This is a genomic window from Micromonospora sp. WMMC241 (assembly GCF_027460165.1).
Lineage (GTDB): Bacteria > Actinomycetota > Actinomycetes > Mycobacteriales > Micromonosporaceae > Micromonospora > Micromonospora humi.
This window is the reverse complement of the sequence record NZ_JAPZBF010000001.1, coordinates 45,662-59,678: the sequence shown is the minus strand read 5'-3', so window position 1 is coordinate 59,678 and position 14,017 is coordinate 45,662. Positions and strand designations below refer to the sequence as shown.

Sequence of the window (14,017 nt, the reverse complement as noted above, 5' to 3'; positions counted from 1 at the left end):
CCGGCCCTCGGCGGCACAGCTGCGGAGGTTCCCATGACACTGCGCATCCGCCGGACCGCCGTCGCGCTCGTCGCCGCGCTGGCGGCCGGTGCGCTGTCCGCCCCACCGGCGGTCGCCGGCGGCCGGCAGGCGGCACCCGAACCACCGGCCCGGCACGCCGAGGCGGCGTTCGTGGTCCGCGACGGCACCCGGCTGAGCGTCGCCGGCCGGCCGTTCCGGTTCGCCGGGCCCAACATGTACTGGCTGGGCCTGGACGAGAACGTCGGCGGCACCGACCCGGCCGACCCACCGGCCGTCGACTACCCCACCTACTTCCGGATCCGGGACGGGCTCACCACCGCCCGGCGAACGGGCGCCACCGTGGTCCGCGCCCACACGCTCGGCGTGTCCACCGGAAACCCGAAGTCGCTCGAACCCGCGCTCGGCCAGTTCAACCCCGAGGCGTTCGACCGCATCGACTACGCGGTCGCCGAGGCACGCCGGCAAGGGCTGCGGCTGATCGTCCCGCTCACCGACAACTGGCAGTACTACCACGGCGGCCGCTACGACTTCCTGCGCTGGCTCGGCCTGAGCACCGCCGACGACGGCGCGCTGTTCTACACCGATCCCGGCGCCCGGGCCGCGTTCAAGCAGTACGTCCGCACGCTGCTCACGCACGTCAACCCCTACACCGGCAAGCGGTACACCGACGATCCGACGATCATGGCGTGGGAGCTGGGCAACGAACTCAACGGGATGACCGGCGACTGGGTCGACGACCTCGCCGGCCACGTCAAGACGCTCGCCCCCCGACAACTCGTCGCCGCCGGCAGCCAGCACGGCACCGACCCTGCCGTCCTGGCCTCGCCGCACGTCGACATCAGCGACTCGCACTACTATCCGCCCACCGCCGCCGGCATCGCGGCCGACGCCGCCACGGCCACCGCCGCCGGCAAGGTCTACGTCGCCGGCGAGTACGGCTCCGGCCAGGCCACCGACGAACTGCTGGACCAGGTCGCGGCCAACCCGGACGTGAGCGGCGCGTTGTTCTGGTCGCTCTTCGGCCACCACGACCACTCCGGCTTCGTGCCGCACGGCGACGGCTTCACCGTGCACCACCCGGGCGACACCCCGGCGATGCGCGAGGCGGTCGCCGCGTTGACCCGCTTCGCCGCGACGATGTCCGGACGCCCCGCGCCGGCGGTGACCGGTGACCGCCCGCTGCTGACCGCGCTCGACGCCGACTACGGCATCACCACGCTGCGCTGGCGGGGCACCGCGGGCGCGGCCGGCTATCTGGTGCAGCGACGCGGCCCCGGCGGTGCCTGGGCCACCGTCAGCGGCACCCGGCCGTTGAGCGCCGACGACGCTCCCTGGTACGACCTGACCACGCCCGCCGGCCGGGTCACCTACCGGGTGGTGGCGGTCGACGGCACCGGCGCCGCGGTGGCCGTGTCCGCGCCGGTCGGCACCGACGCGAGCAGCGACCAGGTGTACGACCCGCTGGAGGACTGGTTCGTCAGCGCCGGGCACAGCGACTCGCTGCGCCGCACGCCGACCGCCGACGGGGTGCTCGTCGCGCCCGTTCGCGGCCGGCCGGGCGAACTGCGCTACCGGCGGGACGACCTGACCGCCGCCACCGTCACGGTCGCCTCGGCCGGACGTCCCCGGGCCGTGGTCGAGGTGTCCGCCGACGGCACGACCGCGTGGCACGCGGTGCGGCCCCGCGTCGACCGGGTCGGCCACGGCCGGTACGCGCTCTCGGTCAGCGGCCTGCGCCGGGTCGACGGGATCCGGGTGGTGTGGCCGCGGGACGCCCGCTTCGCGGTCGCCTCGGTCGCGTTGTCCGCCCGGTCGGACTCGGTGACCAGCACCGTGCCCGGCGCGTTCGCGTTGACCGCGCCGGCCCCGGACGCGACAGACGTGAGCCGGCTGGCGGCGCTGGACTGGTCCGCCGCGCCGGGCGCCGCGTACTACTCGCTGACCGTGTCCGAGCACGCCGACCTCAGCGCGCCGCTGGTGGCGGTGTCCGGCCTGCGTACGCCTGGTTTCACGCCGACCACGGCGTGGCCCGCCGGAGCCACCCTGCACGTGCGGGTCACCGCGACCAACGGGTACGGCTCGACGGTGACGGACGCCGCGTTCACCACCCGCGCCGACCTGCCCGGGGTGGTGGTCGACGACTTCGACACCTACCCGTCGGACGAGGCGCTGACCGCCGCCTACCCGCGCAACAGCGGCGGCGACCCGATCACGACCACGCTGGCCCCGGCCGGCGAGGGCAGCGGGCACAGCATGCGGCTGAGCTGGACCCCCGGCGCCAGCGGCTACGCGGGCGTCATCCACAACCTGCCGGCGGCGCAGGACTGGCGCGGCACCACCGGGCTGCGGATGTGGGTCGAGCCGGGCGCCGACGGGCAGCAGCTGACCGTCCAGTTCGTCGCGTCCGGCTTCTACTGGGAGAAGACGCTGACGTTCACCGGGACCGAAGCCCGGGTGGTGGAGGTGCCGTTCGCCGACTTCGCCCCGCCGCCGTGGGCCACGCCCGGCCCGCTCGACCTGGGCGCGGTCACGCAGTTGTCGCTCTACCCCGGCGGCGCGACCGGTCCGAGCAACCTGCGGCTGGACTCCCTGGGCGCGTACGCGAGGTGACCGTGGGCGTCGGGCCGGGGCCGTCGTGCCCCGGCCCGACCGCGTCACGGGGCCGCGTGGGTCCTGCGGAGCGGATAGCGTGAGCGTCGGCCGGACGAGGGAGGCGACCATGGCGGATCGGCGGGCGGTGCTGGCACCGGGGCGCGGCTACGACACCCGGGGCCCGCTCTTCGTCTATCTCGGTGAGGCGTTGCGCCGGCTCGGCTTCGAGGTGCACGAGGTGACTTGGCAGCGGCTGGACCAGCTGCGCCCGGAGGCGGCGTCCGGCTTCGTGGCCGAGCAGCTCACGCCGGTCCTCGACGACGGCGTCGACCTGCTGGTCGGCAAGTCGCTGGGCAGCTTCGCCGCCCCACTCGCGGCCGACCGGGGCATCCGGGCCGTCTGGCTGACCCCGCTGCTGACCGACCCGGCCGTCCACGACCCGTTGGGGCGGGCCACCGCGCCGTTCCTGCTGGCCGGCGGCACCGCCGACACCCTCTGGAACGGCGAGGTGGCCCGCCGGCTCACCCCGCACGTGGTCGAGGTGGCGGATGCCGACCACTCGATGATGGTGCCGGGTCCGCTGGCCCGCTCCGCCGAGGTGCTCGGCCGGGTCTGCACCGCCGTCGAGGAGTTCGCCGCCGGCTAGGGCCCCGGCCGGGTGGCTTGGCCGTCCAGCCAGAGCAGGTCGCTGTCATCGCGGTGCGCGCCGGTGGAGCCGACGTGCTTGGCGCTGATCCGGGGTCCGTTTCGGATCACGTGGGCCAGAGCCATGGCGTGCCCGCGTCCCAGCCCGTAGTCGTTCTTCAGCCAGTCCACGATGACACCCGCCTTCACCCCTGCCTCTCCGTAACCGCGTTGCTCCGCCTCCTGGACGAGCACGCGTGGGGTCTTGCCGGTCCGGTTCTCGATCGCGTCGAGGTACGCCTGGAAGGACATGCCCACAGCCTGCTTCACCGCCGGACGGCGATCAAGGCGGCTGCGAAACACGGGCATTGACCCACAGGCAACGATCCCTGTCCGGATCTGACCGGTCTGTCGCCGCCCGGATGTCGGGATCGCGACCCAGCACTACCGCCACCCGTTCCCCGGCCCGACAGTGCACACGGCCGGAGGGGGTGGGGGGATTGGGGCAGCCGACGGGCGAGTCCGTCATGATCCAGGACTGGTTCAGCGTGCCACGGGTGTCCGCCGTGGATCGGGCCGCGATCTACGGCGATCGCACCCAGGACCCGCGGGTGGAGTTCGTCGCGCTGACCGTCAGGTACCTGGTCGACGCGCAGGCCACCCGGTCGATGACACGTGACCGCGTGCTGCAGGCGATGGCCGGCCGGATCACCGCCGACAACGTCTGGGACCTGGTCCGGATGCTGGCCCGGCTGGGACTGGCCGACGAGTTCTTCGACCTGGCCACCTCCGACGTCGACAACGACGGCGCGTTCCGCCGCTTCCTGCTCGGGCTGGACCCGGTGCTGATCGACGCGATCCGCCACTACGACGCGTGGAGCGGGATCAACCCGAAGGTGTTCCTGGACGGCTTCTTCGTCGGTGTCGGCGAGTCCGTCGCCACGGTCGTGGTCGACCTGGGCAAGCTCGTGCAGCTGATCGGCCGCCTTCAACAGGAGCAGATGACCACGCTGATCGTGCTGACCGTCGACCCCCGGGCCGGGCTGGCCCGCCTCGCCGACCAGGCCACCGTGGTCCGCGAGGCGCTGGCCGGGATCGTCACCGCGCTGGACCCGACCACCGTGCCCGAGCGGCTCCTGGCGCTGTGGCGCGGCTGGGTCGCCGAGTTCGCCCGGCACCTGGAGAACCTCGACCCGTTTGCCGCCGGCAAGCTGCTCGGCCGCATCGCCGGCGACCTCTACCAGATACTGACCGGCCTGGTGCACCTGGTCCGGCTGCTCGGCGGCGTGGCGGTACGCGCCGCGGTCCGCTACGTGCCGCTGCTGATCGTCGGCGCCCGCCAGGCCGCCGCCGACGTCCGCCTGCTGACCGGCCGGATCGCCGCGCTGCTCGTCGCGGTCGGGCGGGCGGCGATCCTGGCCACGCCGCAGGTCGGGCTGGCGGTGCTGCGCACGCTCTTCCCGCCGAAGGTGCTGGAGGCGTTGTTCCGGGAGGGCCGGGCGCTGCTCGCCGACGCCGAGCTGACCCTGACCGTGTTCAACCAGGCCGCGCACGCCGAGGCGTTCGCCGGGGCCGGCGCCGGCGCCCGGCTCAGCGCGATGGTCAGCGCGGACGGCAAACCGCTGCTGATGGCCTGCATGTCGGAGACGGTGTCGTCGGCCGGCCGGTCGGCCAGCCGGGCCGAACTGAACGAGGCGCTCGACGAGATCATCAAACGGATCGACGACCTGCGCGAGCTGAAGCCGCCCAAGGCGCCCCGTGACATCCGCGCCGCGGCGGTGCGCGCCGCCATCGCCAAGCAGCTGGAACAGCGCCTCACGACCGTGTTCAACCGGGTCCTGCAGACCGTGGCGTACGAGGAGTTCCGCGCGCTGCGCAAGGCCGGGCAGGCGCAGCCCTGGCGACTCGGCCAGGCGGTGCACCGGCGGATGGCGGCCGAGATCACCCAGCTACTGGGCGGTTCGCCCGGGCTTCAGCCGTTCGCGGAGAAGTCGCTCGCCACCGTCGTCGAGGCGGTCGCCAAGGCCAACCCGGAGCTGGGCGCGGCGATGCGGGGCTCGGAGACGGTGCTGCGGCAGACCGTGGCGCAGATGCTGCTCGGCCACCCGGACCGGGACCTGCTGCTGCGTCTCGTCGGCTTCACCGGCAACCCCTCCGCGAAGGGTGCGGAGAAGGCGCTCGCCTCGCACCTCGCCGAGCGGTTCGGCTGGAAGGCGTCCACCACGGTCGGCGAGCTCCGCTCCGACCTGTTGCTGGTCGACCCGGAGGCGGCCCGGGTGACGAACGTCGACTGGACGTCGTCGACGAAGCTGGAGCGCTTCGAGAAGACCTGGGGCACCGTCGCCGACGACCTGGGCGAGACGTTCGACGGCCGGTGGGAGGCGCTCGCCGAGGCGTACGGGCGGGCCGCCAAGGGCGGGGTGCCGGAGCAGGTCGTCGCCGGCCTGGAGGAGCTGACCGCGCACGCCGTGCGGGAGACGGTCGTCCGGCAGGCCGCCCTCAGTCAGTTGTTCCCCGGGTTCTTCGTCACCTCGCACGAGATGACGTACCAGGGCCTGCACTCCCTGTTCAAGATTCCACTGTAGAAGGAGCACCGATGGGAAGAGTCGTCGTCGCCGAGGCCGATCCGGCGACGCTGGGGTTCAGCAGCGCACCCTCCGACCGCTACGTCTACTCGAACTACTTCGTGCCGGTCCAGCTCACCTTCGGCGACGGCGAGACGCCCGTGCTGCCGTTCTACGTGAAACAGGCGTTGATCGAGGCGATCCGCTACGGCGGGCTCTCCCGGGACCGGTTGCCGCACCTGTTGAAGGAACTCGGCCTGTCCGAGGTGTGGAAGGCCAACGGGATGGACGCCGCCGAGGACGCGCTGCCCGGCACCGACTCGGGCATGACGTACCGCGAGCCGCCGGCCCGGCGCCAGACGGTGCTCGGCGACCAGGAGGCGGAGTTCGTCGCCGGGCTGCTTCAGTCCGACGTCGGCATCGCGTTCCTCGACCGGACCCGGATCCGCCCGGTGGGCTTCGCGCTCGGCGAGCACGTCTACGCGCTGGCGCTCGCCCCCGGCGAGGAGGCGGTGCTGGAGCAGCGCACCTACACCAAGCGCGAGCTGACCCTGGAGGAGCAGAACGAGACGGAGCAGCAGACCGACATCGAGCTGACCAGCGCACTCACCACCGAACTCCAGGAAGGCTTCGAGCGGCAGAAGTCGCTGACCGACACCTGGGGGCTCAACGCCAGCCACACCGGGCAGTACACCAGCCCGACCGGGGTGTGGGGCACGTTCAACGCCAGCCACACCATCGGCTACACCCGCAGCGTCACGGCGGCGAGCCAGGAGACCAGCCGCCGCGCGGTCAAGGACAGCCAGAGTGCCACCTCGAAGGTCGCCGCCCGCTACCGCACCCAGCACAAGACCGACTTCAAGCTGGTCAGCGAGACCGGCATGGAGTCGACCTCGAAGCGGACCGTACGCAACCCGAACCGGGTCACCCCGATCACGCTGCACTACTTCAAGGTGCTGCAACGGCTCGAACTGGCCCACGAGCGGTACGGCGCGCGGGTGTGCTGGGCGCCGACGGTCAAGGACCCGGCCCTCGCCTTCGCCCGGAAGATCACCGACGGGCGGCAGCGGATCCGCGAGAACGCGCTCACCGCACTGCCCCCGATGCCGGTCAAGCCGGAGCGGCCGGCGCCCGGCGCGCCCGCGGCGGTGGAGACCCGCACCATCTACTCGCCCGTGGTGACGCTGGACAAGTGGGGCTTCACCGGCGACATGAGCGCCGACTACGACATCGACATCGCGTTCGACAGCGGCTGGGAGTGGGACGGCGACATCGAGACCATCAGGCAGAACCTCAACCTGATCACCCGCCGGCCGCCGTCCGGCATCGCGGCCCGGGTGGTCGGCGTGCCGCTGGTCACCGACGCCGACGGCCGCCCGGTGCTGCGGGTCCGCGTCCACGTCGGCGCCGCCAGCTGGCTCGGCGGTCCCGGTGCCGACGTGCAGCTCGCCGCCATGTTCCGGCGCACCCCGTCGGTGGTGAACCAGAACGCCGACGACGCCGCGTACAACGCGCTGGTCGCGGGCTACCTCACCGACCTGAAGGAGTGGCAGGACCGGCGCGACGAGGCGCTGGCGGACGCCGAGACGGCCGGGGACGACTTCGAGGCGCGGCTGCGCGCCGGGTTCTCGCCGGTCAACGAGATGGTGTCGCAGATCGTCGACACCCACTTCCCGGCCAGCGTGCGGGACGAGGCGTGGGAGATCGACTTCTGGCACCGGGTCTTCGACTGGGAGCGGGCCTCGTTCGTCACGTACCCCGGCTGGTGGTCCGGCGGCGACGCCCGCGCCCCGGAGCGCGACCCCGACGACTTCCTCAACGCCAGCTGGGCGAAGCTCTACCTGCCGGTGCGCGCCGGTATGGAACTGGCCGCGCTGCGGTGGATCTTCGGCAAGGCGGTGGCCACCCGGCTGTCCGGTGAGGTGGAGCGGATCCTGGCCGACTTCGTCGACGAGCTGGCCGCGTTCCGCACCGACCACCTCGGCACCGCCGACGAGATGCCGGAACTGACCACCGAGTGCCAGGAGGTGCCGGAGAAGGTCTACTGCCTGGCGAAGTGGAGCGAGCTGATGCCCACCGACGGCACCCACCTGGAGGTGGTTCAGGGCGCCACCACCGCCGCCGACGCGGTCACCAGCCGGGAGATCACCGACGCGGAGGCGCTGCGGGCGGCGCTGCTCGACGGCGAGGTGCAGACGAACCGGCTGCGAACCAAGGCGTACGACCAGTTCACCGAGCCGGCCGACGTCGACATCCACCTCGGCGCCGCCCCCGGCGGGCCGGCGGCGTAGGCGACCGGCGCACCGGCTCCGGCGTCCCACCCGCCGGAGCCGGGCGCTCAGCGCTCCACGATGTTGTTGTTCTCGTCGATGCCGTGGGTCCGCCAGTAGACGTCCCACTCGTCGTCGACGTGCCGCGGCTCCTTGCCCTCCGGGTAGCGGACGTAGGGCGGGGTCGGCTCCTGACCGTTCGGGAAGCAGGCGCTGCCGCCCTGCGCGCCCACCGCGATGGCCGGGTATTCACCGCTGCCGCAGATGGACTCCTCGAACGAGCAACCGGTGGTGAGCATCAGCGCGCTCAGGCCGACCGCGGCCAGGGCGATCGAGATTCGGGTTCGCATGGGCAGAATTCTCGTCGCCCCGGCCGCTCCCGCCATCCGTACGGGTACTCAGTCGTTGGGGTGCAGCAGCACCTTCGTCCAGCCGTGCTCGCGCCGGTCGAAGTGCCCGTACGCCTCCGGCGCCTCGGCCAGCGGCAGCTCGTGCGAGACGAGGAACGACGGCTGGGCGCGCCCGGCGATGATCAGGTCACGGAGCTGCCGGTTGTAGCGCATCACCGGGGCCTGGCCGGTGCCCATCCGCTGGCCCTTCGTGAAGAAGGTGCCGTACTGCCAGCCGATGCGACCCTCCTGCGCCTGCTTGTCCGGGCCGTTCGGGTCCTGCGGCACGTAGACGCCGACCACGCCGATCCCGCCGGTCGAGCGGACCACGCTGACCAGGTTGTCCAGCACCAGTTCCGGGTGCTCGTCGCCGGACGGGTCGTGGGCCTGGTAGCCGACGGCCTCCACGCCGCAGTCGGCGCCCACGCCGTCGGTGGCGTCCATGATCTGCTGGACCGGGTCGCCCTCGGCGAAGTTGATCGGGAGCGCGCCGAGCTTGCCGGCCATGGCCAGGCGGTCGGGCTCCTTGTCCACCACGAACACCCGGTCGGCGCCCTTGATCATCGCGCTGTGGGCGGCCATCAGCCCGACCGGGCCGGCGCCGAACACCGCGACGGTGTCGCCCGGGGCCTGCCCGGCCAGCTCGGTGCCGTGCCAGCCGGTCGGGAAGATGTCCGACAGCATGGTGAAGTCGTTCTCGTGCTCGGTGCCGGACGGCAGGCGCAGCAGGTTGAAGTCCGCGTACGGCACCCGCAGGAACTGGGCCTGCCCTCCGTCGTACGGGCCCATGTTGGCGTAGCCGTAGGCCGCGCCGTCCATCCCCTCGGTCGGGTTGGTGCGCAGGCAGAAGCTGGTCCAGCCGTGCAGGCAGTTGCGGCAGGTGCCGCAGGCGATGTTGAACGGCACGGAGACCCGGTCGCCCACAGTGATCCGGGTGAGCGCGTCGCCGACCGCCTCGACGACGCCCATGTTCTCGTGGCCGAGGATCTTGCCTTCCTCGACCGCTGTGCGTCCCTCGTACATGTGCAGGTCGGAACCGCAGATGTTGGTGGTGGTGACGCGGATGATCGCGTCGGTGGGCGCCTGGATGGTGGGGTCGGGCCGGTCCTCGACGACGACGTCGCGGGGACCTCGGTAGACAAGTGCCTTCACGGTGAACCTCCGGATCGGGTCAGCCGAGGGCGCGGAGGCGCTCGGCCAGGGTGTCGCGGTAGAAGTCGATGAAGCCGTCCGGGTCCGGGCCGGCGTTCTGCAGCACGAGGTGGTCGAAGCCCGCGTCGACGTACGTGCGGACCGCCGCCACGTGGGTCTCCGGGTCGGGGCCGACCGCGAACTGCTGCCGGATGTCGTCCTCGGTGACGGTGCGGGAGGCGGCCTCGAAGTTCACCGGGTTTGGCAACTCGGCCATCACCTTCCAGCCGGTCACCGCCCACCGGCTGGTCTCCCAGGCCGCGCGTACCGCCTGCTGCTCGTCGGGCGCCCAGGCCACCGGCACCTCGGCGTAGCGCGGGCCGTCACCGCCACCCTTCTGGTACGCCTCGACCAGGTCGGGCTTCGGCTCGGTGGCGAACAGCCCGTCGCCGTACTCGGCGGCGATCGCGGCGGACACCGGACCGCTCGCCGCCACCGCGATCACCGGCAGGTCGTCGGGCAGGTCGAACACGCGCGCGTCCTCCAGTTGGAGGTACTTGCCCTCGTACGAGCGGTAGCCGCCCCGCCAGAGCAGCCGGATGATCTCCAGCGCTTCGCGCAGCCGCTCGTGCCGCCCCCGTACGCTCGGGAAACCCTGACCGACGACGTGCTCGTTGAGTCGCTCCCCCGCGCCCACGCCGAGCGTGAACCGGCCGTCGGAGACGATGGCCAGGGTGGCCGCGGCCTGCGCGATGATCGCCGGGTGGTAGCGCACGGTCGGGCAGGTGACGCCGGTGGCGAGGCCGATCCGCTCGGTCTTCGCGGCGATCGCGCCGAACACGGTCCAGGTGAACGACGAGTGTCCCTGCCCGTCGAGCCAGGGGTGGAAGTGGTCGCTCATCTCGACGAAGTCGAAGCCGGCCTCCTCGGCCCGGACCGCCTGGCGGATGAGGTCCTTGGGTCCGAATCCCTCGCTGGACAGCTTGTAACCGATCTTCATGGCGTTTCCCGACTCTGGGGGACTGGCACCTCTCTGACCTTTCCACCCAGGCGCGTCGGAAACAGGCGGACCGGAAAAATCTCCTGACCGATGGCTCAGGCGCGCGACGGCTCGCCACCCGGGCCGGACTCCCCCGACGCAGTTACGGCCCATCAACCGCCGGAGGCGACGCATCCGCGAGGACCAAGATGGTCTTTTCCTGGCAGGTGCACGCCGGTAGGGTGCCTGGCGTGACGATGTTCCGGATCGGGGAGGCCGCCGAACTGCTCGGCGTGAGCGCCGACACGGTGCGCCGCTGGGTCGACGCGGGCCGACTGCCGGCGTCCCGCGACGAGCAGGGCCACCGGGTGATCGACGGCGTCGAGCTGGCCGGGTTCGTCCGCGCCCAGGCGGGCGAGGCGAACGGCACGTCCGAGGAGTCCTCGGCGCGCAACCGGCTGCGGGGGATCGTGACCGCGGTCGCCAAGGACACCGTGATGGCCCAGGTGGACATCCAGGCCGGTCCGTTCCGGATCGTCTCGTTGATGAGCCGGGAGGCGGTCGAGGAGCTGGGGCTGCGGGTCGGGTCGGTCGCGGTCGCGGTGATCAAGTCGACGACGGTGGTGGTGGAGCGATCCGCCCCGACCCACCGGACACGGGCCGGCGGATGAGCCGGGGCACCCGGGATTCCCGAGGAGGAGCACGTGGTGGGTAGACGTCTCGCGCGCGCCGCGCTGGCCGGGGTGACCGCCCTGGCGATGGCGGGGCTGGCCGGCTGCGGCACCGACGAGGCAGGCTCCGCGCCGAGCGGTTCGGCCTCCGGGGTGACCGGCACGGTGACGGTGTTCGCGGCGGCCTCACTGACCGAGTCGTTCACCACCATCGGCAAGGATTTCGAGGCCGCGAACCCCGGCGTGAAGGTCACGTTCAACTTCGCCGGCAGCTCGGCGCTGGCCAACCAGATCGACCAGGGCGCGCCGGCGGACGTGTTCGCCTCCGCCGCGCCGAAGAACATGCAGTCGGTCGTCGACGCCGGCAACGCCGACGGCAGCCCCACCACGTTCGTCCGGAACCAGCTCGTCATCGCCGTGGCCAAGGGCAACCCGAAGGGCGTCCGGGCGCTGGCCGACCTCACCAGGCCCGGCCTGAAGGTGGCGGTCTGCGCCGAGCAGGTGCCCTGCGGCGCGGCCGCGACCAAGGCCCTGGCCGCCGCGCGGGTCGCGCTCACCCCGGTCACCCTGGAGCAGGACGTCAAGGGCGCCCTGTCCAAGGTGAAGCTCGGTGAGGTGGACGCCGCGCTGGTCTACCGGACCGACGCCCGGGCGGCCGCCGCCGACGTCGACGGCGTGGAATTCCCCGAATCCGCCGAGGCGATCAACGACTACCCCATCGTGGTGCTGAAGAACGCCCCCAACCGGACCGCCGCCCAGGCCTTCGTCGCCTACGTCCGCTCGGACCAGGGCACCTCCGTCCTGACGGCCGCCGGCTTCCAGGCTCCCTGACCGACGATGACCTCGACCGGCGCCCACGACACGGCGGCCCGCCCCGAACCGGGCGCGCCGCCGCGTCGCCGTCGGGCGCAACGGGTGCCGGCGGCCCTGCTGGGGCCGGCGCTGCTGGGGCTGCTGTTCCTGGTGCTGCCGCTGGCCGGCCTGGTGCTCCGGGCCCCGTGGGCCAGCCTGCCGCAACGGCTCACCGAGCCCGGCGCGTTGACCGCGTTACGGCTGTCGTTGCAGACCGCCACCGCCGCCACCGTCGTGTGCCTGCTGCTGGGCGTACCCCTGGCCTGGTTGCTGGCCCGCGCCCGGTTCCCCGGCCGCCGGTTGGTCCGGGCGCTGGTCACGGTCCCGCTGGTGCTGCCGCCGGTGGTCGGCGGGGTGGCGCTGCTGCTGGTGTTCGGACGGCGAGGGCTGCTCGGCGAGTGGCTGGACTCGACGTTCGGCTTCACGCTGCCGTTCACCACCACCGGCGTGGTCGTCGCGGAGGCGTTCGTCGCGATGCCGTTCCTGGTCATCGCCGTGGAGGGCGCGCTGCGCGGCGCCGACGCCCGCTACGAGGAGGCCGCCGCCACCCTCGGCGCCGGGCGCTGGACCACGTTCACGCACGTCACCCTGCCCCTGGTGGCACCGGGCGTGGCCGCCGGGGCGGTGCTGTGCTGGGCGCGGGCGTTGGGCGAGTTCGGCGCCACGATCACCTTCGCCGGCAACTATCCCGGCATCACCCAGACCATGCCGCTGGCGGTCTACCAGACCATCGAGGGCGGCGACCTGGACGGCGCGGTGGTGCTCAGCCTGGTCCTGCTGACTGTTTCGGTGGCCATCCTCGCCGGCCTGCGCGACAAGTGGATCACCAGCTCATGAGCCCGGTCGTGGACGCCCACCTGGTCGTCGACCGGGGTGCCTTCCGCCTGGACCTGCCACTGCGTATCGGCGCCGGCGAGGTGGTCGCGCTGCTCGGCCCCAACGGCGCCGGCAAGACCACCGCCCTGCGCGCGCTCGCCGGCCTGCAACCGCTGACCGCCGGCCACCTGACCCTCGACGGGCGGGACGTCGACCGACCCGGGCAGCGGCACTGGACGCCACCGGAGCACCGGCCGATCGGCGTGGTCTTCCAGGACTACCTGCTCTTCCCGCACCTGAGCGCGCTGGACAACATCGCCTTCGGGCCGCGGCGGCAGGGCGTCGACAGGCGCGGCGCCCGACGCCGGGCCGCGGACTGGCTGGACCGGGTCGGCCTGACCGACCAGGCACGCCGCAGGCCGAGGCAGCTCTCCGGCGGGCAGGCCCAGCGGGTCGCGCTCGCCCGGGCCCTGGCCGTCGACCCGGTGCTGCTGCTGCTCGACGAACCGCTCGCCGCGCTCGACGCCCGTACCCGGCTGGACACCCGCGCCGAACTCCACCGGCACCTCGACGCCCACCCCGGCGCCACCCTGCTGGTCACCCACGACCCTCTGGACGCCCTGGTGCTGGCCGACCGGCTCGTCATCGTCGAGGACGGCCGGGTCGTGCAGGAGGGCGACGCCGCCGCCATCACCGCCCAGCCGCGCACCGACTACGTGGCCCGCCTCGTCGGCCTCAACCTCTACCGCGGCGTCGCCGACGGCCACGCCGTACGCGTCGACGACCGGCTCACCCTGACCGTCGCGGACGCCCTGCACGGCGACGCGTTCGTCGCGTTCCCACCGTCGGCCGTCGCCCTGCACCCGCGCCGACCGGAGGGCAGTCCGCGCAACACCTGGCCCGCCGTCATCGCCGGGCTGCAACGCCACGGCGACAACCTGCGGGTGCAGCTGGACGGCCCGATCGCGGTCGCCGCCGACATCACGCCGGCCGCCGCCAGCCACCTGGACCTGGCCCCCGGCCGATCCGTGTGGGCCGCGGTGAAGGCCGCCGAGACCCGCGCCTACCCGGCCTGAGGGCCGGCCTCCCCGGGTGGGGAGACCGGCCC

12 protein-coding genes are annotated in these 14,017 nt (G+C 72.9%); 8 read left to right on the top strand and 4 right to left on the bottom strand.

What is annotated here, in order from left to right; genetic code table 11:
* Nucleotides 1–33: 33 nt before the first annotated feature.
* Both O7598_RS00350 and O7598_RS00345 read left to right on the top strand, forming a co-directional pair.
* Nucleotides 34–2,631 carry a carbohydrate binding domain-containing protein gene (locus O7598_RS00350; RefSeq protein ID WP_269689481.1) on the top strand — a complete coding sequence of 866 codons (2,598 nt, stop codon included), beginning with the start codon at nt 34–36 and terminating at the stop codon, nt 2,629–2,631.
* Nucleotides 2,632–2,740: 109 nt separating this feature from the next.
* Nucleotides 2,741–3,259 carry an alpha/beta hydrolase gene (locus O7598_RS00345; protein ID WP_269689480.1) on the top strand — a complete coding sequence of 173 codons (519 nt, stop codon included), beginning with the start codon at nt 2,741–2,743 and terminating at the stop codon, nt 3,257–3,259.
* Here O7598_RS00345 and O7598_RS00340 read toward each other — a convergent pair.
* Nucleotides 3,256–3,567, bottom strand: coding sequence for a DUF4287 domain-containing protein (locus O7598_RS00340; protein WP_269689479.1), 312 nt, complete (start codon nt 3,565–3,567; stop codon nt 3,256–3,258). The two genes, O7598_RS00345 and O7598_RS00340, sit on opposite strands and share 4 nt — an antisense overlap.
* A 227-nt stretch (nt 3,568–3,794) precedes the next feature.
* Here O7598_RS00340 and O7598_RS00335 point away from each other — a divergent pair, with 227 nt between their 5' ends.
* Nucleotides 3,795–5,822 carry a hypothetical protein gene (locus tag O7598_RS00335; RefSeq protein WP_269689478.1) on the top strand — a complete coding sequence of 676 codons (2,028 nt, stop codon included), beginning with the start codon at nt 3,795–3,797 and terminating at the stop codon, nt 5,820–5,822.
* An 11-nt stretch (nt 5,823–5,833) separates the two neighbouring features.
* The gene (locus O7598_RS00330) at nt 5,834–8,092 is read left to right on the top strand and encodes a hypothetical protein (protein ID WP_269689477.1); all 2,259 of its coding nucleotides are present in this window, start codon (nt 5,834–5,836) and stop codon (nt 8,090–8,092) included.
* Between the two features lie 47 nt (nt 8,093–8,139).
* Here O7598_RS00330 and O7598_RS00325 read toward each other — a convergent pair whose 3' ends face one another.
* Genes O7598_RS00325 through O7598_RS00315 form a run of 3 tightly spaced genes read right to left on the bottom strand, consistent with a single transcriptional unit; the run spans nt 8,140 to nt 10,591 of the window.
* Entirely contained in the window at nt 8,140–8,421 is a 282-nt protein-coding gene (locus O7598_RS00325; RefSeq protein WP_269689476.1) for an SCO0607 family lipoprotein, read from the bottom strand.
* A gap of 48 nt (nt 8,422–8,469) precedes the next feature.
* Nucleotides 8,470–9,612 (bottom strand): glutathione-independent formaldehyde dehydrogenase, encoded by a 1,143-nt coding sequence (locus tag O7598_RS00320; protein ID WP_269689475.1) that lies wholly within the window; start codon nt 9,610–9,612, stop codon nt 8,470–8,472.
* A gap of 19 nt (nt 9,613–9,631) precedes the next feature.
* A complete protein-coding gene (locus O7598_RS00315) occupies nt 9,632–10,591 on the bottom strand; it encodes a TIGR03557 family F420-dependent LLM class oxidoreductase (RefSeq protein ID WP_269689474.1) in 960 nt (319 codons plus the stop codon).
* 230 nt (nt 10,592–10,821) lie between these two features.
* Here O7598_RS00315 and O7598_RS00310 point away from each other — a divergent pair, with 230 nt between their 5' ends.
* From O7598_RS00310 to O7598_RS00295, 4 genes are all read left to right on the top strand, one after another.
* Nucleotides 10,822–11,241 (top strand): TOBE domain-containing protein, encoded by a 420-nt coding sequence (locus tag O7598_RS00310; RefSeq protein WP_269689473.1) that lies wholly within the window; start codon nt 10,822–10,824, stop codon nt 11,239–11,241.
* Nucleotides 11,242–11,328: 87 nt separating this feature from the next.
* Nucleotides 11,329–12,072, top strand: coding sequence for a molybdate ABC transporter substrate-binding protein (gene modA / locus O7598_RS00305; protein ID WP_269694694.1), 744 nt, complete (start codon nt 11,329–11,331; stop codon nt 12,070–12,072).
* A gap of 6 nt (nt 12,073–12,078) precedes the next feature.
* On the top strand, nt 12,079–12,930 hold the full coding sequence (locus O7598_RS00300) for an ABC transporter permease (RefSeq protein WP_269689472.1): 852 nt from the start codon (nt 12,079–12,081) through the stop codon (nt 12,928–12,930).
* Entirely contained in the window at nt 12,927–13,985 is a 1,059-nt protein-coding gene (locus O7598_RS00295) for an ABC transporter ATP-binding protein (protein ID WP_269689471.1), read from the top strand. The genes O7598_RS00300 and O7598_RS00295 overlap by 4 nt, the downstream gene beginning before the upstream one ends.
* Nucleotides 13,986–14,017 lie beyond the last annotated feature (32 nt).